Origin of the sequence: Streptomyces sp. NBC_00433 (genome assembly GCA_036015235.1) — a bacterium.
Lineage (GTDB): Bacteria > Actinomycetota > Actinomycetes > Streptomycetales > Streptomycetaceae > Actinacidiphila.
Genome location: CP107926.1, coordinates 6,519,882 through 6,544,165 on the forward strand (window position 1 = coordinate 6,519,882; position 24,284 = coordinate 6,544,165).

Sequence of the window (24,284 nt, forward strand, 5' to 3'; positions counted from 1 at the left end):
CAAATACGCGGTGCGGCGGCTGTAAACCGAGCCGCATATGTGATCGTCAGTGTAGGTGGGGGTGACGCGCTGCGGTGAGTGTGCGCTATGAGGTCGGCGAACGTTCAGCAAGCTGTCCGAATCGTAGTCCCAAGAATTCACCGGGCAAGGGGAACCGGGGCGGCCCCCCGGTGAACAGCCGGCGGTGAAATGGACCACATGAGGACGCTCGGCGAACGCAGGGCATACTGGGGATGTCGGCCTCGATGGCTGCGTTTGGTCCGCCGGACGGCCTCCCACCGGGGCCGTCGTTCGATGAGGAGTCGCCCGCCGTGCGTAATCCCGAGGCACCCCGGCTGCTGGGGGTCTACCGACGAGCCGTGCCGGAAAGCGCCCGCAAGGCCATCGCCTCCCGCGTCGACTCGGATCTGCGCAAGCAGGTGAAGCTCAGGATCGCCGGAGCCACCGCGGCGGCGGAGCGGGTCCGCGCCGCCCGGGTCGGCAAGCGCCACCAGGCGCTTCTCGACCGCCCCGACCGCCTGGTGATGACCGTGGGGCGGGAGCCCAAGGTCGCGCTGGTGATCCCCGGGGTGACCCCGCTGACCGCCCGCCGGGCGAATCTGGACGCGGTGCTCGACTGCCTGGAGGCGGCGGGGCTGAGCCACTTCTGCGTACGCGGCCGCTCCGAGACCGCCGCGGCCGTCGCCGTGCGCGAGGACGACCGGGAGGCGGTGCTGGCCGCGCTGACCGCGCTGTGCGCCGAGGAGCCCGGCTATGTGACGCCGGTCGCCGCCAACAACCCGGTGCCCGAGGACTCGCTGCCCGGCTACGAGCCGGCCGCCTGGCGCAAGGTCGCGGCAGCCGGCGTCTTCCGGCTCACCTGGTACCGCTGTGACGAGCACGGCAAGCTGGCGCTGGGCACCCGCTACGGCTGCGACATCGAGTTCTGGGCCGAGGAGGACGGCCGGCTGGTCGCCCCGCGGCCCGGCAAGCTCGCCGAGGACATCCCGGCCGACTCCAAGCCCGTACAGGCCGCCGAGGCCTTCTTCACCGACCTCGCGCCGCGCGACACCGGCGCGGGGCCGCTGCACGAGGTGCCCACCCGCGAGCACTTCGCGATCCACCCCACCGGCGAGGTCCGCTTCCCGGTGGACGTCGTCTACACCTGGGTCGACGGGGCCGACCCCGCCTGGCTGCGCCGCCGCGCGGACTTCTCCGGCGAGGGCTACCACGAGGAGGCCGCCAACGCGGCCCGCTACCTCAGCCGCGACGAGCTGCGCTACTCGCTGCGCTCGCTGCACATGTACGCGCCCTGGGTGCGCAAGGTCTTCCTGGTCACCGACGACCAGACGCCGTCCTGGCTGGACGCCGAGCACCCGGGCATCCAGGTGGTCAGCCACCGGGAGGTCTTCCGCTCCGCCTCGTCGCTGCCGACGTTCAACTCGCACGCCATCGAGAGCCAGCTGCACCACATAGAAGGCCTGTCCGAGCACTTCCTCTACTTCAACGACGACGTGCTGCTGGGCAACGAGGTCACACCGCAGGACTTCTTCCTCGCCAACGGCCTGACCAAGTTCTTCCCCTCGCCCGCCCTGGTGCCGCTCGGCGAGCGCACCGCGGACGACCCGCCGGTGGCGGCGGCGGGCAAGAACAACCGGCGGCTGATCGAGGAGCGCTACGGCTCGGTCCTGGTGCAGAAGATGAAGCACATGCCGCATCCGCTGCGCCGCAGCGTGCTGGCCGAGATCGAGGCGGAGTTCGCCGCCGAATACCGGCAGACCGAGTCGAGCCACTTCCGCAGCATCGACGACATCTCCATCGCCTCCTCGCTGCACCACTACTTCGCCTTCGCCACCCGCCGGGCGGTGCCGTCGGAACTGCCGTACACCTACATCGACCTGACGCACCCGTGGACCGAGACCCGGCTCGGCCGGCTGCTGGCCCGCCGCGACAAGACGGTCTTCTGCGTCAACGACACCGTGTCCACCGGTGAGGACGTCTCCGAGCAGAAGGACCTGATCACGCCGTTCCTTGAGGCGTACTTCCCGGTGCCAGGGCCCTTCGAGAAGCAGTGAGGCCCGGCACCGGACAGCGGGGCTGTCCGGTGCCGGGCCGACCGGCCGGCCCGGCGGTCAGTCCCGCTCGAAGCGGGACTTCACCGGGAAGTAGGCGTTGAGGAAGGCGTGCATCACCCGTGCCTGCTCCTCCTCCGGCACCTCCGCGTCGGGCGACTCGCCGATGCAGAAGACGTCGTAGTTGCGGGACGCCAGCATGCGGCCGAGGACCGAGTGGTGGTCGTAGTCGCCGGCGTTGACGTAGCTGCAGGAGATCGTGCCGGGCACCGAGCGGCCGGTGAGGTAGCCGTAGTGGTGGTGCAGCGACGAGGTGATGGAGATGTCGGTGTTGCCGCGGAAGGGGTTGGCCGCGGTCCTGGCCACCTCCTGCGGGTATTTCTCGGCGATCTCCGCGAGGATGCTGCGGCGCAGCGGGTGCGGCGCGTGCAGGAAGCTCTGGGTGGCGATCCGCCCGAAGGTGCCCTCCAGCAGCTTGCGGTTGTTCTTGGCCGCGGCGAAGTAGCCCTCGTCCTCGTCCGACGGCTCGGTCGGCGGTACGGCGACCGGCGACCTGAAGAACTTCCCGATGCCGTTGCTCAGGAAGAACAGCTCGGGGGAGAGCGGGCGGCCGATGAAGAAGTCGTCGTTGAGGTAGAGGAAGTGCTCAGAGAGGCCCTCGATCCGGTGGACCTGGCTCTCGATGGCGTGCGAGTTGAAGGTCGGCAGGTCGTCCTGGTCGGCGAAGATCTCCCGGTGGCTGACGACCTTCACGTCGGGGCACGAGGTGTCGAGCCAGTCGGGGACCTGGTCGTCGGTCACCAGGTAGATGTTGCGCACCCAGGGCGCGTACATCTCCAACGACCGCAGCGAGTAGCGCAGTTCGTCGCGGTTGCGGAACCTGACGTCGCCGTTGTCGGCGTCGGAGTTCTCCGCGACCTCCAGACCGCGCTCGCGGCGTACCGCGTTGCGGCGGGCCTGCCAGGCGGGGTCGTTGCCGTCCACCCAGGTGTAGACGACGTCTATCGGGTAGTCGACGTCCCACATCAGCTGCTTGGTGAACGGCGCGAGCGTCGGGTAGTCCCGCTCGCCGACCCGCAGCTTCGCGGTGGCTTCGAGGTTCGGCAGCCGGCGGCCCAGCAGGGTCGAGGCCCGGGGCGTGCTGCGCCAGCCGTCCTCCTCGTCGACGGCCCAGAATTCGAGGCTGCAGCCGTACGCGGGACCGTAGCGCAGGGTGCGGCTGTTGGTGGTCATCGGCTTGAACACCCGCAGCCCGGCCACCTCGCCGACATCCCGCAGCCGTTCGGCCAGCACCGCGCCGGGGGCGGCGCCGCGCGGGGTGATCAGCTCGGCGTAGACCGGCTTGCCGTGCAGGGCGGTGGACATGGCCTCAAGCACCCGGGAGCGCTCCTCGACCGGCACCGCGATCCGGTACTGCACGCCCTCGGCGCGCAGCAGGATGTACGGGATACCGGCGTCCTCGAGGACCTTGGCGCTTATCTCCAGGTTGGTCCTGAGCATCTGCGGCCCGTTGACGGTGTCGCTGACCTCGGCCAGCCGGCCGGCGGAGCGCACCAGGGAGCGGTCCTGCGCCTGGATGATCACCTCCCTGGCCTTCTGCTCGTCCGCGGAATTCGCCAGCGTGGACACCGGTGCGGCCACCGTGAAGTTGCGCGTGCCGCCGGCCGCCACCCGCAGGGCGGTGCGGTCGGCCCGCCGGCTCAGCCGCTTCGGGTCGTCGCGCTCGGCCACCAGGCGGTTGAAGAGCTCCTCCCAGCGGGCGGTGATCCCGTCGCCGTTGAAGCGCTCGTAGACGCCCTGGCGGGCGGCCTTGCCGAAGGCGTGCCTGGTCTCCTCGTCGCCGACCAGCCGGGCCATCGCCTCGGCGAGCAGCTCGATGTCGCCGGGCGGCACCAGCAGGCCGTCCACGTCGTGCCTGATGATCTCGGAGGGGCCGGTGACGATGTCGTACGCCACCACCGGCACACCGGCGGCGAACATCTCAAGAAGCACCAGCGGGAAGGCCTCGTTGCGCGACGGCAGCAGGCACAGGCCGGCCTTGGCCCACTCCTCGTCCATCTGCTGCGAGCGGCCCACCAGTTCGACCCGCATGTGCAGGCCGAGGCCCTCGACGAGCTGGCGCAGCCGCACCTCCTGCGGGCCGTCGCCGAAGATCCGCAGCTTCCAGTCGGGGAAGTCGCCCGCGATGCGGTTGAAGGCGTGGATGGCGTGGTCGAGCTGCTTCTCCGGGGTCATCCGCGCGGCCAGCACGATGACCTTGTTCTGCAGGTCGGAGCGCGGACGGTAGCCGTCGGACACCGCGTTGGGGATGGTGACCAGCTCGGGTGCGGCGTCGCCGAGGGAGTCGGCGAACCAGTCGTTGGTCCGCTCCGTCAGCGATACCAGCGCGTCGATCCGCGGGCCGTACACCAGCAGCGGCTCGCCGGAGACGCCGCGCAGCTGGGAGGCGCGGTGCTCCTCGTGCACGGTCACCACCCGGGCCGGGGCCAGTTCTGCGGCGGCGGCCATCAGCGCCGGGGTGGTGGTGACCAGCACGTCGCAGTCCAGCATGGGCAGCGCGGCCGACATCTCGACGTCGGAGAGCCGGGTGAAGGTGTTCTCCCAGACCGGCTTGATCAGTTCGCTGGGCAGCGACTCCAGCGTCCTGCACGCCGTCTCGTCCAGCGTGCTGCGGCGCACCGGGCGGCCGTACGCGCCGGTCCTGTCGACCAGGTAGCGCCGCTTTATCTGCTGCGCCGCCGAGAAGAACGGCTCCCGCCGGGTCTTGAAGACGCTGATGACCTCGACGTCGTGGCGAGGGGACAGATGGATCGCCTGGGTGTAGGCGGCCATCTCGGTGCCGCCCATCTCGTCGCCCCAGGTGAGCAGAAATGTGATCTTCATGCGTCCTCGTTGGTTCCGATAGCCGCACAGGCCACCGCGAAGGCTCCGCCAGGCGTCAGATAGGCGTGCACACGCGTCAGGGAGCCGTCCCCGAGCGAGATGACGCGGAAGGGGGTCCTGAAGACCTGCTTGGGGTGGCGCACCTGCGTCAGCCGCTTGGCGATCTTCAGTTTGGTGCGCCCCGCGCGCAACTGGACGTCCCAGGTGCGCTGGACGCCGGGGCCGCCGGTCATGGTCCGCAGCGGCAGGTCGAAGGTGAAGCTGTCGCCGTCCCACACCAGCGGTATCGGCACCGACTTGTTGGCGCCGCGCCTGACGACCTCCGCCGCGTACTGCCCCAGCGGGTGGCGGGGGGCCAGCAGCCGGCCGCGTACGGTCACCCGGTCCCAGCGCAGGTCGAAGCCGGACAGCTCCGCCTGGTGGGCAGGGGCCGAGACCTTGAGCATCGCGCGGCCGTCGACCGAGCGCACCGCGCGGAAGACCGCGCCGCTGGACTCGGACGGGGAGGTGGGGAGCATCGGGCCGTGCACCGTGGAGAAGGCCGGCGCGGACAGGTCGGCCCTGGTCTCGCGGCCGCCGGTGTCGGTGACGACGACGCTGAAGCGCCATATGCCGGCGTCGAGCAGCAGGCCGCGCGCCGTGTCGTCCTCGCCCTCGGCATAGCGCAGCGGCACCGTCGCCGTGAGCAGCAGGGTCCCGGCGGACTCCGGCTCCAGGTCCAGGTCGACGCTGACCCGCCGGCTGCCGTGGACCAGCTCCAGGCGGGCGGCTGCGGGGTCGGCGGACTGCCGGGGCAGCGGAACCGCGACATTGAGCGTGCGGCCGCCGAGCACCGACAGGTGGACCGGCGCGATGACCGGCCGCGGGCGGACGCCGGTGCCGAGCGCGGGCACGGTATTCATCCGCTCGACCTTGCGGCGCACCCGTACCGCCATGGTTCGGGCGCGCTTTGCCGCGCCCACCGCGTAGGGCAGGAGCGATTCACTCACGGCGCACGTGTCTCCCGTTCTCATCCGTCGGCCAGCGCATCGTGTCAAGGATGCCAAAGATCAGCAAGTTGGCCGAATGTTCAATTCCAGTTCCTGGCAATTCACCTGCGAGTCAAACCGATATGTGACGCGGATCACCGCTTCAGTTGAAACCCGCGTCACCGCCGGCCGCTCTTGTGAGCCGAGGCGGTGGAAATGATCGCACAACGGGTGAACGGAGCCTGAACGTTGAATCGCTTGCTGGACGTGGGAAGCCCCGGCCCGACGCGCCGCGCCGCCGTCGGCGTGCTGGCCGGAGCGCTGACGGGGGTCACGCTGGAAGGCTGCACCAACGGGTCGCACCCGAGCGCGGCCAGCGAGGGCGGCATCCCCGCCAGGCCGCTGCCGATGTCGTCCACCGTCGGCTTCCGGGCGCGGACCAGGCCGCTGGTGATGCAGGTGCTCGCGCACCCCGACGACGACCTCTTCTTCATGAACCCGGACACGGTCGCCGGCATCGACCGCGACGTGCCGATCGTGTCGGTGTACGTCACCGGCGGCGGCTCCTTCGGTGTGAACCAGGCACTCGGCGCCCCCAAGGCCAAGCACGACGTGCCCGCCTACGTCTCGGCACGGCAGCAGGGGCTGCGCCAGGCGTACGCGCGGATGCTCGGCGCCCCGGTCTTCACGCGGTGGCGGCGGACCGTACTCGACCTGCCCGGCGGCACCCAGGCCGAGGTCCACTCGCTCGGGCACGGCGGCAGGCACGCCGACCTGGTCTTCCTCAACATCGACATGCACAACAGGACACCGCACGGCATGGTCGGCATGGCCGGCCTGTGGGCGACACCCGGCGCCCAGGTCCGCACGGTGGTGGTGCCCGGCTCCGAGGTGCGCACCTCGCGCGCCTACCGGCGGCAGACCCTCCTCGACAGCCTGGTGCGGATATTCGAGACCTACCGGCCGAGCCTGATCCGGACCCTCGACCCGGACCCCGACATCCAGGTGCACGACGCCCGCCACCCGCGCGACAGCGACCAGACCGGCTTCTCCGACCACATCGACCACACCGCGGTCGCGCTCTTCACCTGGCGCGCGATGGCGCAGTGGGTCGACGGGGCCGCGGCCGGCGGCAGAGCGCCGGTCTTCCTCACCGACGTCTACCGCGGCTACTACAACCAGCGCTGGCCGCACAATCTGCCGCAGGACACCGTCCGCATGAAGAGCGGCCTCCTCGACGTCTACGGCGGCGACCCCTCGTGGCACTGCGGCGACCCGCAGGGCTGCGGCGACTACTCGGTCGGCCAGGGCTCGGCGCTGCGGTCCCCGAAGGGATGGGTGCGCAGCACCCACTACCGCTATCCCACCGCGGGACCCCGGGTGGTCGGCGCCGGGGAGGGCCGGGCCACCGCCTACGGAGTGCTCAGCACCAGGGCCGCCCGCTGGACCAGGAGCGCGGGCGGTGCCTGGAGCGCCCCCGAGGACCTGGGCGGCGGACCGCTGGCACCCGCACTCAGCGTGGTCACCGGGGCCGGCGGACGCGACCTGGTCTTCGCGCTGCGCTTCTCCGGCCTGGAGGCCGACAAGCAGCACAACACCCGGGAGGTCGTGGTGCTGGAAGGCGTCGGCCCCGACCCCGTCGCAGCGCCGGCCTGGCGCAGCCTCGGCAATCCCGAGCAGGACCCCGCCCGCGGCCGGCGGGTCGGCCCGCCCACCGCGGTGTTCGCCGGGGACGGCCGGCTGCACCTCTTCGTGCGCAACGCGGCCAAGGGCCTGAGCACCCGCATCCGCGACACCGCGGGCACCTGGTCGGCCTGGCACAGCCTGTCCGGCGGCCAGGTCCAGGAAGGGCTCGCCGCCGCGCTCGACGCGGAGGGCCGGATCCACGTCTTCGCGGCCGGCCGTGACGCGATCCACACCTGGGTGCAGGCCTCGCCAGGCGGTGAACTGCGCCACCAGCCGCTGAAGGTGGCCGCGGCACCCGCCGAAGCCCCCGACGCGGCAAGGGCGGCGGACGGTTCGCTGCTGCTCGCCTACCGACTGCCGGACACCGCGGAGCTGGTGGTGGAGAAGCTGACAACGGCCGGCGGCCGCGACCGCTGGACACCGGCGGGGCGGCTGGGCGGCGCCGGATTCGGCCCCGTCTCACTGCTGCCGGGTCAGCACACGCCGGCCGGGCAGGACCCGGTGCTCGCGGTGAGGGCCGCGTCCGGCGAAGCCCGGCTGGTCCGCGACGGCCGGGTCGTCCTCCCGGGGGAGCGGCCCGCCGGCGCGCCCGCCACGATCGTCGCCGCCGCGGGTGGCGGCGGCGTCAGGACCGCCGAGGGGCGCGAACCGGCCGCCGTGGCAGCCGCGTTCGCGGTCGGCAGGCCCGCGCTGCTCGGCCCGGACGGTGCCCGCGCGGTCCTGGTGTCCTTCGGCCTCGACGGCGGGCCCGGCGGTGACGTAGGGCAGGCGTCCGGCCTCACCGCCCGGCGCGCGACCACGCATGCGGGTTGAGGGCGGGCGGCCCCGTGACAGCGGAAGGCGCCCGCACCACGAGGGTGCGGGCACCTTCTGCCTTTATACGTACCGCATGTGGTGCAGACCGGCTCAGAGCAGCCTGGAGTAGGCGTTCCAGCCGTTGCCCAGCGACACACCGGCGGCGAACTGCCCGGTGCCGTAGGCGCTGAAGCGGTAGAGCGTGCCCGCGGAATTCACCGCGAGCAGGTCCGCCAGGCCGTTGCCGTCGATGTCGCCGGCCGTGGCGATCTTGTTGTACGCGCCGAAACCGGCGCTGAGCTTGATCCGGCCGGCGAAGGGCGCCGCCGCATTGCCGGTGCCCTTGAACAGGTAGAGCGTGCCGTCGGTGCTCCGGGCCAGGATGTCGGCCCGCCCGTCGCCGGACATGTCGCCGGCGCCGATGATGGCGTTGTAGCCGCTCCAGCCGGAGCTGACGAGCGTACGGCTGGTGTAACCCGTGCCGGTGCCGGTGCCCTTGAAGAGATACAGCTGACCCGAGGAGTTCCGGGCCAGCAGGTCGCTCTTGCCGTCGCCACTGAGGTCGCCGGGGGCGACCATCAGGTTGTACGACCAGCCGGTGGTGACCGGGCCGCGGACGTAGTTGTAGAGCGTGCCGCCGGCGCTGATCAGCAGTTCCGGGTAGGCCTCGTCCGTAAACGAGACGCCGGCGGCCATGTTCGAGACGCCGGCGAAGTCGCCGGGGTCGCCCACCAGGTCCCGCCCGTAGAACGTCCCGGTGTTGGTGGGTACGTAGCCGTACGTCGAACCGGACGACGTGACGCCGGCCAGCCACTTCTTGCCCCAGTTCTGGACGCCGCCCATGCCGGCGAACAGGTCGACCTCGCCGGCGCCGGTTGCCCACAAGAAGCGGGCCTGGAGGCCGCCGGCGCCGTTCGACGCGTACTGGTACAGGTCGCCGTTGAAGGCCCGGCCGGTCAGGAAGCCGGCACCGGACTCGCCGTTGCCGAGGCCGATGATCTGGTTGTACGTGTTCCAGCCGCCGCCGATCAGCGACTTGCCGCTGTAGGGGGCGGCCGCGTTGCCGGTGGCCTTGTAGAAGTACAGGTTGCCCGAGGTGTCGCGGGCGACCAGGTCGCTGATGCCGTCACCGTCGAGGTCGCCCGGACTGGCCAGCTGGTCGTAGACCGCCCAGCCGCCGCCGATGAGCAGGCGGGTCTTGAACGGCGCGCTGCCGTTGCCGGTGCCCGGGAACAGGTACAGGTGGCCGTCGAAAGTCCGCGCGGCGATGTCGGGGATACCGTCACCGGTGACGTCGTCGAGCGCGATGACCTTGTTGTAGATGGTCCAGCCGGTGCTGGTCCACGACGAGTAGTTCGGGAAGTTCGACCCGCTGAACATCTCCAGCTTGCCGCTGGCGGTCAGGCCCAGCACGTCGGGGCCGGTCGCCCCGTCGATGTCGCCCGGCGTGATCACGTCCACGTATTCTTCGCTGGACGTGCCCAGTGACGGGTTGGTGTTGTCGCCCAGCGAGTTGTGCCACACCATGTTGACATCGCGGTAGAGCTGGTCGCCGATGCCGTCGCCGTCGATGTCGTAGCGGACGGGCGCCGGGGTCTGGACGGCCTTCGCCGCCAGCTTCGACTTCGTCAGCGACTTCGGGGCGCTGATGTGCGGTACGTGTGCTGTGGCCACGGTGGGCCGCTCAGCGGTGTGGCGTGCACCTGGCTCTGCGGCCTGGGCACCGGTCCCGAGCGCGAAGGCGCCGAGAGAAAGGATGCCGGCCGTGCACGCCGCAACAAGACGCCGGCGGCCCTTGGGCCCTACCGGCTGCGTTTTTGACACTAATCCCCCCATGGGATCTCAAGCAATGAATCCCTGAACGTGGCCTCGGACTTATAGGAAGGTCCCGGCCGTTCGGGTCCGCGGAGTCTATCCCCCCGGTCTGACACCCGGCGCGGGGGTTTTCGGCCCGATCGATAGACTTCGGACCATGACCTGGATGATTACCGGCGGCGCGGGCTACATCGGTTCACATGTCGTCAAGGCGCTCGTTGCCGATGGGCAACCCGTCGTGGTTCTCGACGACCTGAGCACCGGCGATCCGGAACGACTGCCCGCCGGCGTCCCGCTGGTGCGCGGCAGCGTCCTGGACCGGGCGGTGCTCGACCGCGTGCTGCGCGAGCACGAGGTGCGCGGCATCGTGCACATCGCGGCGAAGAAGCAGGTCGGGGAGTCCGTCGACCGCCCGCTCTGGTATTACCGGGAGAATGTCGAGGGCCTGCGGACCGTCCTGGAGGCGGCCGTCGAGGCCCAGGTAGGCGCCTTCGTCTTCTCCTCGTCCGCGGCCGTATACGGAATGCCGGACGTGGACCTGGTCACCGAGCAGACCCCGTGCGAGCCGATGAACCCGTACGGCGAGACCAAACTGGCCGGAGAGTGGCTGGTCGGCGCCGTCGGCCGGGCGCACGGGATGGCCACCGCTGCCATGCGGTACTTCAACGTGGCGGGCGCGGCGACGCCGGAGCTGGGCGACCCGGGGGCCACCAACCTGGTCCCGATGGTCTTCGAGCGGCTCTCCCGCGGCCTGCCCCCGCTGGTCTTCGGTGCCGACTACCCGACGCCCGACGGCACCTGCATCCGCGACTTCGTCCACGTCGAGGACATCGCGTCCGCGCACGTCGCCGCCGCCCGCCGGCTCACCGAGGACCCGCGGGCGCAGCTGGTGCTGAACATCGGCCGCGGCGAGGGCGTCTCGGTGGCCGAGATGGTCGGCATCATCCAGGAGGTTTCGGGCCACACTGGGAGCGCCCCCGAGGTGGTCGCGCGCCGTCCCGGCGACCCGGCCAGGGTCGTCGCGTCCGCCGAGGCGATCGGCAAGGAACTGGGCTGGTCGGCCGCCTACGACATCCGCGAGATGATCACCTCGGCCTGGGCGGGCTGGCAGCTGCGCCACCCGCGGTAGCCGCGGCACCGGCGGGCGGCGGCAGCGCACACCCCGACACGAGGGACGGACGTACGTGACGACGGCGGCACGGCAGGACGTAGTGGAGGCCCGCAGAGTCGTGGTCAAGGTCGGCTCCTCGTCGCTGACCACGGCGGCCGGCGGGCTGGACGCCGACCGGGTCGACGCCCTGGTCGACGTGCTGGCCAAGGCGCGGGAGGACCGGGAGATCGTGCTGGTCTCCTCCGGCGCCATCGCCGCCGGCCTCGCCCCGCTCGGGCTGTCCCGCAGGCCGCGTGACCTGGCCAGGCAGCAGGCCTCGGCCAGCGTCGGGCAGGGCCTGCTGATGGCCCGCTACACCGCCTCCTTCGCCCGCTACGGCATCCGCGTCGGCCAGGTGCTGCTCACCTCCGACGACGTCAGCCGCCGCGCCCACTACCGCAACGCCTACCGCACCCTGGACCAGCTGCTGGCGATGGGCGCGCTGCCGGTCGTCAACGAGAACGACACCGTCGCCACCGACGAGATCCGCTTCGGCGACAACGACCGGCTCGCCGCCCTGGTCGCCCACCTGGTGCGCGCCGACCTGCTGGTGCTGCTCTCCGACGTCGACGGCCTCTACGACGGCGACCCGCGTACCCCGGGCACCAGCCTGATCGCCGAGGTCACCGGGCCGCATGACCTGGCGGGCGTCTCCATCGGCAGCGCGGGCCGGGCCGGGGTCGGCACCGGCGGGATGGTCACCAAGGTCGAGGCCGCCGCAATCGCCACCGGCGCGGGCGTCCCCGTCGTGCTGACCTCGACCGTGCACGCCGCCGACGCGCTGGCCGGCCGCCCGACCGGCACGCACTTCCACCGCACCGGCAAGCGCTCCGCCGACCGGCTGCTGTGGCTGGCGCACGCGTCCGCCCCGCGCGGCGCCCTGCGGCTGGACCCCGGCGCGGTCAGCGCGGTCACCCAGCGGCACAGCTCGCTGCTGCCCGCCGGGCTGACCGGGGTGGACGGCGACTTCACCGCGGGCGACCCGGTGGACCTGGTCGACGAGTCGGGCGTCGCGGTGGCCCGCGGCCTGGTCAACTACGACGCGCGCGAGCTGCCCAGGCTGCTCGGGCGCTCCACCCGCGAGCTGGCGGCGGAGCTGGGGCCCGCCTACGAGCGGGAGGTCGTGCACCGCGACGACCTCGTGCTGCTGAGGCCGCAGGGGCTGCCGGGCTGACCTCGTCGGGGGCTTCTTGCGGAAAACGCCCCCGCCACCTGCCGGAGCCTGGTCAACTTTGATGAGGATGCGATGCGCAGGTACGTCCCTGCCACCGTCATGTCCGCGCCCACGGGTACGGGCCGGGCGCGCCGCAGCGAACGCAACCCACAGGGAGGCCGCCGGTGAAACGAGGGCGCCCAGGGCCAATGACCAGGACTTCGTCGGAGCGCGCGCTGGTCAGTGTCGACCGCGCGGTGCCGGACGAGGCCGTCGTGCCGCACCAGGCGCGGCCGCAGGAGCGTACCGCCGCCCGGCTGTGGCATGTCACGCTCAGCGTCGCCGGTCCGCTGACCCCGCTGCCCGAGCTGCGCCGCAGCCTCGAACAGCTGGCCAACGACCATCCCTTCCTGCTGACCAGCCGCTATGCCCCCGACCACGCGGAGATCCGCTACTGGGAGGAGGCCAGGGACGTCCACGACGCCGCCGCCCTGGCACTGCGCCTGTGGGGCGAGCACCGCTCCACGGCGGGCCTTCCCCCCTGGGAGACCGTCGGCCTGGAAGTCATCGACCGGGAGACCTACCACCAGCGCCTGGCCGCCGGCCATGCCCCGGCCCCCGCCGTCCCGATCGGCGTCCACCCCTTCTGAGCCGTTCCGGTGAAGGCACGCTTTGCGAAGGTGCGGCCTTGCGGGAGGACGCCCTTGAGTACGCTGCACGCATGGACCTGCTCTCGCCGCTCCCCAAGTCCCCCGTGCTGCTCGCGGCCTACCGCGCCAAATCCGCCGCGGCGGACCTGGCACCGCTGCCGCGGGCCGCGAAGGACGACGCGCTGCTGGCCATCGCCGACGCGCTGATCGTCCGCACCCAGGAGATCGTGGCGGCGAACGCCGAGGACGTGGCCCGTGCCGAGCGCGAGGGCACCAGCCCGGCGATCGTCGACCGGCTCACACTCACCCGGGAGCGGGTCGCAGCCATCGCCGCCGACGTGCGGCATGTCGCGGGGCTGCCCGACCCGGTCGGTGAGGTGCTGCGCGGGTCCACGCTGCCGAACGGTCTCGACCTGCGCCAGGTCCGCGTCCCGCTCGGCGTCGTCGGCATCATCTACGAGGCCCGGCCGAACGTGACCGTGGACGCCGCCGCGCTGTGCCTGAAATCGGGCAACGCGGTGCTGCTGCGCGGCTCGTCCTCCGCGTACGCCTCCAACACCGCCCTGGTCACCGTGCTGCGTGACGCGGTCGGCGGCGCGGGGCTGCCCGCGGACGCCGTGCAGCTCGTACCTGGCGAGAGCCGGGAGTCGGTCACCGAGCTGATGCGCGCCCGCGGCATGGTCGACGTGCTGATCCCGCGCGGCGGCGCCGCGCTGATCCGTACCGTCGTCGAGGGCTCCACCGTCCCGGTGATCGAGACCGGCACCGGCAACTGCCACGTCTACGTCGACGCCGAGGCCGACCTCGACATGGCCGTGGCGATCCTGGTCAATTCCAAGGCCCAGCGGCCCAGCGTCTGCAATGCCGCCGAGACGCTGCTGGTGCACCGGGACATCGCCGACCACTTCCTGCCCCGCGCGCTGGCGGCGCTGGCCGAGGCCGGCGTCACAGTGCACGGCGACCCGCACGTGGTGGCCACCGCCGAGGCGGCCGGCAGCAAGGCCACCGTGGTCCCGGTGACCGCGGAGGACTGGGAGACGGAGTATCTGTCGTACGACATCGCCGCCGGCGTCGTGGACTCGCTGGAGGCCGCGGTCGCCCACATCCGGCTGTGGTCGTCGGGCCACACCGAGGCGATCGTGACCTCCTCGCAGCCCGCGGCCCGCCGCTTCACCCAGCTGGTCGACGCGGCCGCGGTGATGGTGAACGCCTCGACGCGCTTCACCGACGGCGGCCAGTTCGGCTTCGGCGCGGAGATCGGCATCTCCACCCAGAAGCTGCACGCTCGCGGCCCCATGGGGCTGCCCGAGCTGACCTCCACCAAATACATCGTCACCGGCGACGGACACACCCGCTGACCTGCGGCGGGCCGGTCGGCGTCGGGATTACGCCATCCGGGTGCACAGCCGGCCCACAGCGGCGTGGGATTCCCCTGCCCAAAGGGCCAACTTCCGCATTACTCTGGACAGATGCCGGACGATGACGAATTCGCCTCCGTAGTCCTCGACGAAGAATTCGTACGGTCTGCTCTGTTCCACGAGCCCACGGCCCGGGAACGGATGCTGGCCGTCGCCGAAGGTCCCGCGCTACCGCCCAGCTGGCCCGGGCGGCGCAGAAACCCGCGTTCGGCCGCCCCAGAGCCGGGCGACGACGCGGACTTCCCGGAAACCGACCCGCTGTATGCCGCCGGGCACCCCTACCGCGGCAGCAGCACCCGCTGGCACCGTCCGGTGGCCTGGGCTCTTGCCGTGGTGATGGGCATCGGAGTGGTCGCCCTCAGCTTCGCCGCCGTCTACCGCGGCGCGGGCGGCGCCACCCGCCAGCCGGCGGACCCCCCGCCGTCCAGCGGCAGCCCGGTCGGCGGCCGGCTGATGCCGCCGGTCGCCAGCACCCCGGTGCCCTGAACTCATGTCAACTCGGCCGGTACTGGGGAGTTTATTCCTCCGTCCACAGACCTAACCTTGTGATATGAGCGGGTCCGGAGATCCTCCTGAGGGCACCTCAGGAGGCGGTGAGGACGAATACCGATCCGTCGTCTTCGACGAATCGTTCGTGAGGGCTGCCCGGATCCAGGAGTATTCCGCGCGTGAGCGGGAGGACGACGCCGCCCATCCGGTGCGGGTCCGCCATGTGCTGCCCCGCGGTCTGGCCCGCCAGGCGGTGGCGCTCGTCCTGCTGATCGTGCTGGCCTTCGGCTTCGCGGTCTACATGGGGGTGCGCCACCCCTACAAGGAGCGGGACGCCGGCACCGGCGAGCAGCTGCGCGTCACCGTGATCCCGCTGGTGCCCGGCGGCACCGTGCCCGCCGTCTCCCCGAGCGCGCCCTTCGCCGGGACGGAGGCCGCCGGCTACCGCAGCGGCATCGACGGTCTCAACGTGCCGAAGTCGGTGCGCCCGATCGGCGGCTACTCGCAGGGCGAGGTCACCGCCGGCTACGACACGGCCGTGGACTTCATCAGCGACTCCGCGCTCGAAGAGGCGACCGTCACCGGCGGCGACATCCGCAATGTGCTGGCGCTGCTCGACCCGGGCCAGGTCGACCAGTTCAAGGACAGCCTCAGCGCCCCGGCCGCCGACGGCTCCCGCGAGGCCACCGGCTGGCTGGTGCGCTTCGACCCCGACCCCGGGGTGGGGGTGGAGCTGGTCGGCGACGACGAGGGCATCCGGGTGAGCGGCAGCTGGACGGCCTCCGAGACCGGTGACGAGCACCTGGAGATCACCGCGGACCACACCTACGTCTACGCGATCCGCGGCTCGTCCGACCCCACCAGGGCGGTGTCGCTGTTCACCGTACGGCGGCAGCTGCGCTTCCACTTCGACCACGAGGAGCTGCGGCGGCACCACATCGAGCTGGTGCAGGCCGACGTCGCGGCCGGGCCGCTGGCCTGCTCGGCCAAGGTGCAGAGCTACTTCCAGCCGATACTGGCCGGCCACTCCGCGCCCGGCGCCGTCGCCAGCGCCGACCCGTACAACCGCACCCGCCCGCCGGGGGCCGTCTGCGCGCCGCTGACCGGCGCGGGGGGCGCACCGCAGGCGACGGCGTCGCCCGCGCAGACCGCGCCCACACCCGCGGGGACGACGCCCGCGGCCACGGCGGCTACGGCAGCGGGCCCTCCGGCTGGTCGTCGTCCGGTGTCGGGTCGGAGTCCGCTGCTGACTCCGCGGGCCGTTCCGCGGTCGCCTGCGACGTCCCGCCTCCTGTGAAGCGGTCCCGCAGCTTGCCGCCGACATCGCCCGCGCCGTTGGTGATGTCGCGTATCAGACCCATCAGCGGGTCCTTGCTCTTCTTCACCGTGTCGGCGTAATGGTTCGCCGACTCGCGGAAGGCGTCGGAGACCGAGGCGTCCTTGTCGGTGGTCCGCCGCGGGTAGTGCCCGTCCATCAGCCGCTGGTATTCGCGGGTGGCCGCCCAGCGGCGCAGCTCGGCGGCCCGGATGGTGGTGAAGGGGTGGCTGCGCGGCAGCACGTTGAGGATCTTGAGCACCGAGTCGCGCAGGTCCCCGGCCGCCTCGTACTCGTCGGCCTGCTTGAGGAAGGCCTCGACATTCATCTCGTGCAGGTGGTTGCCGCCGGCGATCTTCATCAGGCCGCGCATCGACGCCTGCAGGTCCTGGCCGACCAGCAGCCCGGCCCGGTCGGCGGACAGCTCCGACTTGCGGAACCACTCGCGCAGCGCCGTGATGATCGCCAGGATCGCCAGATTGCCCAGCGGGATCCACGCGACGCGCAGCGCCAGGTTGGTGAGGAAGAGCAATATCGTGCGGTAGACCGAGTGCCCGGACAGCGCGTGGCCGACCTCGTGGCCGATGACCGCGCGCATCTCCTCCTCGTCGAGCAGCTCGACCAGACCCGTGGTCAGGACGATGACCGGCGCGTCCATGCCGATGCACATGGCATTGGGCTGCGGGTCCATCGTCACGTACATCGACGGGACCTTCTCCAGGTCCAGGATGTAGCAGGCGTCCCGCAGCATCGCGTTGAGATGCGCGAACTGCTCGTCGCTGACCCGGACGGAGTCCGACAGGAAGAGTAGCCGCAGGCTGCGCTCGGGCAGCAGTCCGCTGAGCGCCTTGAAGACCGTGTCGAAGCCGGTGAGCTTGCGCAGGGCCACCAGCGCGGACCTGTCCGCGGGGTGCTCGTAGGCACGTGAGGAGATGTCAGGGAATCTCTTGCGGTTGCGTCCCGGCAGCTTCTCGGTGCTCACTCGATCGTCGTTCGGTCCGTTCGACTCGGACATACTGGCCCAACCCCCTGGTAGCCCACCGGTACATAGTCTGGACGCGCGGAGCCTGCGCGAAGTTCCCGCAGGGCCGCCCGTACGATGTCCGCAGAGTCTTCCCGCCCGTCCCCGACTTCGCAAAGGGTCCCGCTGACATGTCGCCCCTCGCAGTCTCCGCTCTGACCACCCTCGCCGAGGACAACGGCGGCAACCACCCCAGCCTGAGCCCGTACCTGACCGGTCTCGGCGCGCTCGGCGTGCTGCTGCTCCTGCTGTGGCTGGTCACCCGCTTCAACCGGGACTGACCGGCGCCATGCCCGACAGCAAGACGCCCGACAGCAAGCACCGCATCGGTGTGATGGGCGGTACGTTCGACCCCGTCCACCACGGGCACCTGGTGGCCGCGAGCGAGGTGGCGAGCCTCTTCCGCCTCGACGAGGTGGTCTTCGTGCCGACCGGGCAGCCCTGGCAGAAGACCGACCGGCAGGTGTCCGCGGCCGAGGACCGGTATCTGATGACGGTGATCGCCACCGCGTCCAATCCGACCTTCTCGGTCAGCCGCAGCGACATCGACCGCGCGGGCAAGACCTACACCATCGACACCCTGCGCGACCTGCGGGCCGAGCACCCGGCGGCCGAGCTGTTCTTCATCACCGGCGCGGACGCGCTGTCGCAGATCTTCTCGTGGCGGGACGCCGAGGAGCTGTTCTCGCTCGCACATTTCATCGGGGTCACCCGTCCTGGGCATACTCTGTCGGACCCGGGCTTCCCCGAGGGCGGAGTGTCGCTCGTGGAGGTCCCGGCACTGGCGATCTCCTCGACGGACTGCCGCCACCGGGTGGCCAAGGGGGATCCGGTCTGGTACTTGGTTCCGGACGGGGTGGTGCGCTACATCGACAAGCGCGCGCTCTACCGGGACGCTACCGGGTAGCAGGCGCCGCGAAACGAAGCAGGTGAAGGGGTTCCTCGTGAACGACGCAAACCCCCGTTGGCAATATGCCGAGGGCGGACCCGACGACGAGAGGGACCCTTACCCGCAGGACCCCTATTACCAGCAGCAGTCCTACGGTTACGACCAGTACGGCAACCCCCGCCGGCAGCAGGAGCCACCGGCACCCCAGGTGCCGCAGCAGCCCGCCTACCAGGACCCGTACCAGACCTACGGCGGCGGCCAGGGCCAGCAGCAGAACTGGATCCCGCAGCAGCCCCAGCAGCCGTACTACGAGCAGCAGCAGCCGCCGCAGGCGTACGACACGGGCCAGCAGCAGGCCTACGACACCGGGCAGCAGCCCGTTTACGACACCGGCCAGCACGCGGCCTACCAGACCGGGCAGATGCCGGCGTACGACACCGGCCAGCAGGCCCCTTATGACACCGGGCAGCAGCCCGTTTACGACACGGGCCAGCACGCGGTCTACGAGACCGGGCAGATGCCGGCGTACGACACCGGCCAGCAGCCCGCGTACGACACCGGGCAGCACGCGGTCTACGAGACCGGGCAGATGCCCGCCCAGGCCGAGGCCGAGCCCGCCGCCGCTGGCTCGGGCGGCGGGACGCCCAGGGCCGGCTACCAGACCGAGATGTTCGCCTTCGTCGACGAGGAGTCCGAGCAGTCCGAGGAGGTCATCGACTGGCTCAAGTTCTCCGAGTCGCGCACCGAGCGCCGCGAGGAGGCCAAGCGGCGCGGGCGCAACCGCAAGGTCGGCCTGGTCGTGGTGCTGGTGCTGGCACTGCTCGGCGGCACCGGCTACCTGTGGCAGGCCGGCAAGCTGCCCGGGGTCGGCAAGTCCAAGGCGGCGCAGGCCGCGGCCGGCGGCCCGCAGAAGCGCGACGTCATCGTCGTGCACCTGATCCCGGTGGACGGCGGCCCCAGCGACACCGCGCTGCTGGTGGACAACAGCACCAAGGGCCGCGGCACCACCGTGCTGCTGCCGAACAGCCTGTCGGTGACCTCGGACGACGGCACCGCGGCCTCCCTGGACAAGTCCGTCGGCGACGGCATCGGCCCGACCAGGGACTCGCTGAACACCCTGCTCGGCGCCGACATCAAGGGCAGCTGGCGGCTGGACAGCCCGTATCTGGAGCTGCTGGTCGACGCCCTCGGCGACGTCTACGTCGACACGGACACCGCAGTGAAGGGCACCGGCAAGGACAGCGGCAGGACGCTGGTCCAGGCGGGCAAGCAGCAGGAGCTGACCGGCCAGGCGGCCGTCGCGTACGCCACCTACCGGGCCGCGGGCGAACCGCAGACCAAGCAGCTCAGCCGCTTCGGCCAGGTCATGCAGGCGGTGCTCAAGAAGATGCCGAGCGACGCCGCGGGCGCGACAAGGACCGTGCAGTCGCTCAGCCAGATCCTCGACCCGTCGCTCACCGACAAGCAGCTCGGCGCGTCGCTCGCGCAGCTCGCCGACCTGGCGAAGACCGGGGCGTACAGCACCACGCTGCTGCCGGTGCAGAAGGACGGCACGCTCAGCCAGGACACCGACTCGGTGGTCAAGGACGTGCTCGGCGGCACCGTCAAGCAGTCCGCGGGCACCACCCAGGCGCGGGTCCTGATCAACGACGCGACGGGCAACGCGAAGGCCGCACCGATAGCGCAGGCCGCGATCGTCAACGGCGGCACGTACACCTACGTCGCCGGCGGCAAGGCCGGCTCGACCAGGACCACGTCCGAGGTGCTCTACGCCGATCCGGCACGGCTCGCCGCGGCCAAGGACGTGGCCGCCACGCTGGGGCTGCCCCCGACCGCGGTCAAGAAGGGCAAGGTGCCGGCAAACGCCGACATCACGGTGGCGCTCGGCAAGGACTACAAGCCGCCGGCGCAGTGACCGCGCGGCGGTGATCGAAAACCGGTCGGGGGCTGTCGGAGGGTCGTGAGACCCTTGAAGCAGTCCAGCCCCCGACCGGAAAGCCGTTTCTGTGACCGCCACTGACCGTTCCATCGAGCTGACCCGCGCCGCCGCCCAGGCCGCCGCCGACAAGCTCGCGCACGACATCATCGCCTACGACGTCAGCGACGTGCTGTCCATCACCGACGCCTTCCTGGTCGCGTCCGCGCCGAACGACCGGCAGGTCAAGGCTATTGTCGACGCCATCGAAGAGACGCTGCTCAAGGAGCTGGACGTCAAGCCGGTCCGCCGCGAGGGCGAGCGCGACGGCCGCTGGGTGCTGCTCGACTACATCGACATCGTCGTGCACGTCCAGCACTCCGAGGAGCGGGTCTTCTACGCTCTGGAGCGGCTGTGGAAGGACTGCCCGGAGATCGCGCTGCCCGACGACGCGGTCGCCACCCGGGGCAAGGGCAAGGAGCATGCCGCGGCCACCGCCGCCGCGGACGAGGACGGGAGCCTCAGCTGAACGGTCGCAAGGACGGGCAGACCAGCGGCAGGGGCCGCCGGATCGTGCTGTGGCGGCACGGCCAGACGGCGTGGAATCTGGAGCAGCGCTTCCAGGGCAACACCGACATCGAGCTGACCGGGACCGGTGTCGCCCAGGCCCGCCGCGCCGCCCGGCTGCTCGCCGCCCTCTCGCCCGACGCCATCGTCTCCTCCGACCTGAGTCGCGCGGCCGCGACCGCCGCCGAGCTGGCCGCGCTCACCGGCCTGCCCGTCACGTACGACAAGGGCCTGCAGGAGACGTATGCCGGGCGCTGGCAGGGCCTGACCCACGAGGAGATCCTCGCCTCGTACGGCGAGCAGTATGCCGCGTGGAAGCGCGGCGAGCCGGTCCGCAGGGGCGGCGGCGAGCTGGAGACCGAGGTCGCCGACCGCGCCGCGCCCGTGGTGCTGGCCGCGGCGGACGAGCTGGCCGACGGCGGAGTGCTGGTCGTGGTCAGCCACGGCGGCACGATCCGTACGACCATCGGCCGGCTGCTCGGCCTCGACCCGCTCACCTGGGAGTCGCTGGGCGGCCTGTCCAACTGCTGCTGGTCGGTTCTCGGCGAGGGCGCGCGCGGCTGGCGCCTGACCGAGCACAATGCCGGCACCCTGCCGGAGCCGGTCCTCGGGGACGACGCCTGAGGCCCGCCCGGACGCCGGGCAGAGCCGATTTCGTTTCCGGTCCACCCACCGGCTATGCTTCTTCACGTCGTCAGGGGAGACCCGGGCAGACGCGGGGCTGTAGCTCAGTTGGTAGAGCGCTTGCATGGCATGCAAGAGGTCCGGGGTTCAATTCCCCGTAGCTCCACACGAATGAATCCCGCTTCCGTAGCTCGTCGGAAGCGGGATTTTCGCTGTGTGCGGACCTGAGCGCCCCTAGGGGTGCGCGTCGCAGTCGGCGGCGGCCGCGGCGGCCGCGCGCTCGGCGGTCGCCCTGCACCTGCAGTCCGCGCTCGGCTTCAGCGCCCTGCGCACCGGTCTGACCTTCGCCTTCGCCGCGGTCAGCTTCGGCGGCGTCGGCCTGACCTGGCGCCGGCTGCCGGTGTCCTGGCGGTCCTGGATGCCGGCCGCGGGCCTGCTGATCGCCGCCGTCTCCTTCGCGGGCCTCGGCCTCGCGCTGCGCGGCGGCGGGGACGGCGGCGCGGGGCTCTACGTCTGCCTGCTGACCCTCGGCTTCGGGCTCGGCCTCGGCTTCAGCCCGACCTTCACACTGACGCTCTTCACGGTCGCCCCGCAGGACGCGGCCGACGCCAGCGGGCTGCTGGCCACGGTCACGCAGCTCGGCCAGCTGATCGGGGTGGCCGTGCTCGGCACGCTCTACCTCAACCGGCTCGACCTGCCGGGCCTCCACCCCTCGGCGCACGCGTTCGCGGTGACCTCGGTCGCCCTGACCGCGGTGTCGGCGGCGGGCGCGGCGGTGGCGCTGGGGCGGCGGCGGGGGGCCTGACACGCGGGCGGGGGCCGGGCGTTCCGCGGACGCCCGGCCCCCGTTCCTGCTACGTGTCCAGTGCCGGGTAGTCGGTGTAGCCGCGGTGGTCGCCGCCGTAGTACGTCGCCCGGTCCGGGGTGTTGAACGGGCCGCCCGCCCTGAGCCGGCGCGGCAGGTCGGGATTGGCGAGGAAGAGGGCGCCGTAGGAGACCATGTCGGCGGTGCCGTCCTCGACCAGCGCCAGCTCCTCCGGTCCCGAGGAGCGGTCCCGCGTCCTGGCGTTGAGGATCAGCACACCCGCGAAGCGCTTGCGCAGCTCCAGGGTCAGCGACCGCTCGCGGGTCTCCACGATGTGCAGATAGCCGGGGCCGACCGGCTCCAGGGCGCGCAGCAGCGTGGTGTACGTCGGCTCCGGGTCCGGTTCGTCGATGTCGCCCAGCGGGTTGCCCGGCGAGATCCGCAGCCCTGTGCGCTCCGCGCCGATCGCGTCCGCGACCGCCGTGACGACCTCCGCGGCGAAGCGCGCCCGGCGCTCGGGCGAGCCGCCCCACCCGTCGGTGCGCAGGTTGGAGTTCGGCGCCAGGAACTGGTGCGCCAGGTAGCCGTTGGCGGCATGCACCTCGACCCCGTCGAAGCCGGCCGCCACCGCGTTCCGCGCGGCCGCCGCGTGATCCTCGACGGTCCGCAGGATGTCCTCCTCGGTCAGCTCCCGAGGCTCCTCGAACTCCTGGGCCCCCTCGGCGGTGTAGACGCTGCCCTTGGGCCGTACCGCCGACGCGCCCACCGGCCGCTGCCCGTCGGGCAGCAGCGAGCGGTGCCCGATCCGCCCGGTGTGCATCAGCTGTACGAAGATCCGCCCGCCGCCCGCGTGCACGGCGTCGGTCACCCGCCGCCACCCGGCGATCTGCTCGGCGCTGTGCAGCCCCGGCGTGTCCGGATAGCCCTGCCCCATGGCCGACGGCTGCGTCCCCTCGGTGACGATCAGCCCCGCCGACGCCCGCTGCGCGTAATACTCCGCGGTGTGCGCGGTCGGGCTCAGACCCGGCCCGTACGCCCGGCTGCGCGTCATCGGCGCCATCACGATCCGGTTCGGCAACCGGTTCCCGCCCAGGTCAATCGGGTCGAACGCGGTGGTCACAGCGGTCTCCACCTCTCTCGTCCAGTCAGCCGCAGCCACCGTAACCCGCGAAGTCTCCTCCGATTGTTGACACTTCATGAATATCGGCGTCGCCCGCCGCCGGGCCCTTCACCCGCCGCCGGGCCTGCCGCCCGCGCTCCCGGTTCAGCGCCGGGCGGCCGCATTCCGCAGCCGGATCCCGCTGAATCCCAGCGAGCTGTCCACCACCGCGTCCCAGAAGTCCGGCAGCCGGTCGAGGACCCGCAGTTGGATGCCGGCGTCCCGGTGCAGCCGCGGCAGGTCGCCCACCGGCTCGGCGGGACCGAGCGGCTCGACGGCCTCGGTCGAGACGTACGCGTGCGGCGCGGGCCCGCCGAACGGTCGGAAGGCGGCGGCGTCGAAGCGGTAGGCGTACAGCTCGACGCTCAGGAACCTCGCCACCCAGGCGTGTTCGATCGCGTGCACGCGCTCCCCGCCCCCCGGCCCGAGAATCCGCTCCCTGTCGGCCGCGGAGGTGTCCGCCACCACCCACGCCATGGCCCGCGGGCACTGCCGCGGGAACCAGTAGTCGGGCGCCCGAGCGGCGTCCACGGCCCACACATAGGCCTCGGGCTGCCGGGCGGTCGCGGCGACATGCGGACGGAAGAGGGAGATGGCGGGGTCTTCCGAGAAGTGCAGCACTTCGCCAGGTCGTGGACGCATCCACCGTGTCTACCGTGGGCAGGCGGTGCCCCCGCAAACGATTTGCGGCCCATGCCCCTCCAGCGTGTAAAGTAACCCCAGGTCGCCGGGCATACCGGCACCGTTGCGGGGCTGTAGCTCAGTTGGTAGAGCGCTTGCATGGCATGCAAGAGGTCCGGGGTTCAATTCCCCGTAGCTCCACAGACGAAGAGGGCGGGACCCGTCCGCGGAAAGCGCGGACGGGTCCCGCTCTCTCTCTTTTTTGCGAGGCTTCGCCGGAGGGTGCTTCCCGGTCGCGGGAAGCACCCTC

At 71.6% G+C, this 24,284-nt stretch carries 20 protein-coding genes and 2 tRNA genes; 16 read left to right on the forward strand and 6 right to left on the reverse strand.

The features are described from left to right. Positions 1-311 precede the first annotated feature (311 nt). Positions 312-2,054, forward strand: coding sequence for a stealth family protein (locus OG900_27770; GenBank protein WUH93531.1), 1,743 nt, complete (start codon positions 312-314; stop codon positions 2,052-2,054). Positions 2,055-2,111: 57 nt separating this feature from the next. Here OG900_27770 and OG900_27775 read toward each other — a convergent pair whose 3' ends face one another. Then, positions 2,112-4,934, reverse strand: a complete 2,823-nt coding sequence (locus tag OG900_27775; protein ID WUH93532.1) for a stealth conserved region 3 domain-containing protein — start codon at positions 4,932-4,934, stop codon at positions 2,112-2,114. Further along, a complete protein-coding gene (locus OG900_27780; protein WUH93533.1) occupies positions 4,931-5,923 on the reverse strand; it encodes a hypothetical protein in 993 nt (330 codons plus the stop codon). Before OG900_27780 ends, OG900_27775 begins: the two co-directional genes overlap by 4 nt. A 228-nt stretch (positions 5,924-6,151) precedes the next feature. Between OG900_27780 and OG900_27785 the strand changes: the two genes are divergently transcribed. Continuing rightward, positions 6,152-8,401: a PIG-L family deacetylase gene (locus OG900_27785; GenBank protein ID WUH93534.1), complete on the forward strand. Its 2,250-nt coding sequence runs from the start codon at positions 6,152-6,154 to the stop codon at positions 8,399-8,401. Positions 8,402-8,494: 93 nt separating this feature from the next. Here OG900_27785 and OG900_27790 read toward each other — a convergent pair whose 3' ends face one another. Next, on the reverse strand, positions 8,495-10,057 hold the full coding sequence (locus OG900_27790; GenBank protein WUH93535.1) for a VCBS repeat-containing protein: 1,563 nt from the start codon (positions 10,055-10,057) through the stop codon (positions 8,495-8,497). A gap of 298 nt (positions 10,058-10,355) precedes the next feature. Between OG900_27790 and galE the strand changes: the two genes are divergently transcribed. The 6 genes from galE (at position 10,356) to OG900_27820 (ending at position 16,355) form a co-directional block, all read left to right on the forward strand. Then, on the forward strand, positions 10,356-11,327 hold the full coding sequence (gene galE, locus OG900_27795) for a UDP-glucose 4-epimerase GalE (protein WUH93536.1): 972 nt from the start codon (positions 10,356-10,358) through the stop codon (positions 11,325-11,327). 55 nt (positions 11,328-11,382) lie between these two features. Next, on the forward strand, positions 11,383-12,522 hold the full coding sequence (gene proB, locus OG900_27800; GenBank protein ID WUH93537.1) for a glutamate 5-kinase: 1,140 nt from the start codon (positions 11,383-11,385) through the stop codon (positions 12,520-12,522). 164 nt (positions 12,523-12,686) lie between these two features. After that, on the forward strand, positions 12,687-13,151 hold the full coding sequence (locus tag OG900_27805; GenBank protein WUH93538.1) for a hypothetical protein: 465 nt from the start codon (positions 12,687-12,689) through the stop codon (positions 13,149-13,151). Positions 13,152-13,222: 71 nt separating this feature from the next. Further along, complete coding sequence (locus OG900_27810) at positions 13,223-14,509, forward strand: glutamate-5-semialdehyde dehydrogenase (GenBank protein ID WUH93539.1); 1,287 nt, start codon at positions 13,223-13,225, stop codon at positions 14,507-14,509. A 111-nt stretch (positions 14,510-14,620) separates the two neighbouring features. After that, positions 14,621-15,055, forward strand: coding sequence for a hypothetical protein (locus OG900_27815; protein ID WUH93540.1), 435 nt, complete (start codon positions 14,621-14,623; stop codon positions 15,053-15,055). 64 nt (positions 15,056-15,119) lie between these two features. Then, positions 15,120-16,355 carry a hypothetical protein gene (locus OG900_27820; GenBank protein WUH93541.1) on the forward strand — a complete coding sequence of 412 codons (1,236 nt, stop codon included), beginning with the start codon at positions 15,120-15,122 and terminating at the stop codon, positions 16,353-16,355. Here OG900_27820 and OG900_27825 read toward each other — a convergent pair. Next, positions 16,249-17,388 carry a M48 family metallopeptidase gene (locus OG900_27825; GenBank protein ID WUH93542.1) on the reverse strand — a complete coding sequence of 380 codons (1,140 nt, stop codon included), beginning with the start codon at positions 17,386-17,388 and terminating at the stop codon, positions 16,249-16,251. The two genes, OG900_27820 and OG900_27825, sit on opposite strands and share 107 nt — an antisense overlap. A 137-nt stretch (positions 17,389-17,525) precedes the next feature. Here OG900_27825 and OG900_27830 point away from each other — a divergent pair, with 137 nt between their 5' ends. From OG900_27830 to OG900_27860, 7 genes are all read left to right on the forward strand, one after another. Next, positions 17,526-17,675 carry a hypothetical protein gene (locus tag OG900_27830; protein ID WUH93543.1) on the forward strand — a complete coding sequence of 50 codons (150 nt, stop codon included), beginning with the start codon at positions 17,526-17,528 and terminating at the stop codon, positions 17,673-17,675. A gap of 8 nt (positions 17,676-17,683) precedes the next feature. Beyond that, positions 17,684-18,301: a nicotinate-nucleotide adenylyltransferase gene (gene nadD / locus OG900_27835; GenBank protein ID WUH93544.1), complete on the forward strand. Its 618-nt coding sequence runs from the start codon at positions 17,684-17,686 to the stop codon at positions 18,299-18,301. A 37-nt stretch (positions 18,302-18,338) separates the two neighbouring features. Beyond that, positions 18,339-20,198: an LCP family protein gene (locus OG900_27840; GenBank protein ID WUH93545.1), complete on the forward strand. Its 1,860-nt coding sequence runs from the start codon at positions 18,339-18,341 to the stop codon at positions 20,196-20,198. Positions 20,199-20,289: 91 nt separating this feature from the next. Then, entirely contained in the window at positions 20,290-20,727 is a 438-nt protein-coding gene (gene rsfS / locus OG900_27845) for a ribosome silencing factor (GenBank protein ID WUH93546.1), read from the forward strand. Next, positions 20,724-21,389 carry a histidine phosphatase family protein gene (locus OG900_27850; protein WUH95956.1) on the forward strand — a complete coding sequence of 222 codons (666 nt, stop codon included), beginning with the start codon at positions 20,724-20,726 and terminating at the stop codon, positions 21,387-21,389. The genes rsfS and OG900_27850 overlap by 4 nt, the downstream gene beginning before the upstream one ends. Positions 21,390-21,482: 93 nt before the next feature. Continuing rightward, positions 21,483-21,555 (forward strand) — tRNA-Ala (locus OG900_27855). A gap of 252 nt (positions 21,556-21,807) precedes the next feature. After that, positions 21,808-22,194, forward strand: coding sequence for a hypothetical protein (locus OG900_27860; protein WUH93547.1), 387 nt, complete (start codon positions 21,808-21,810; stop codon positions 22,192-22,194). 49 nt (positions 22,195-22,243) lie between these two features. Here the strand turns inward: OG900_27860 and OG900_27865 are convergent, their stop codons facing one another. Together OG900_27865 and OG900_27870 are read right to left on the reverse strand one after the other, a co-directional pair. Further along, positions 22,244-23,314 (reverse strand): alkene reductase, encoded by a 1,071-nt coding sequence (locus tag OG900_27865; protein ID WUH93548.1) that lies wholly within the window; start codon positions 23,312-23,314, stop codon positions 22,244-22,246. Between the two features lie 144 nt (positions 23,315-23,458). Continuing rightward, positions 23,459-23,995 carry a hypothetical protein gene (locus OG900_27870; protein WUH93549.1) on the reverse strand — a complete coding sequence of 179 codons (537 nt, stop codon included), beginning with the start codon at positions 23,993-23,995 and terminating at the stop codon, positions 23,459-23,461. A gap of 107 nt (positions 23,996-24,102) precedes the next feature. Between OG900_27870 and OG900_27875 the strand changes: the two genes are divergently transcribed. Beyond that, positions 24,103-24,175: transfer RNA gene (locus OG900_27875), tRNA-Ala, on the forward strand. Positions 24,176-24,284 lie beyond the last annotated feature (109 nt).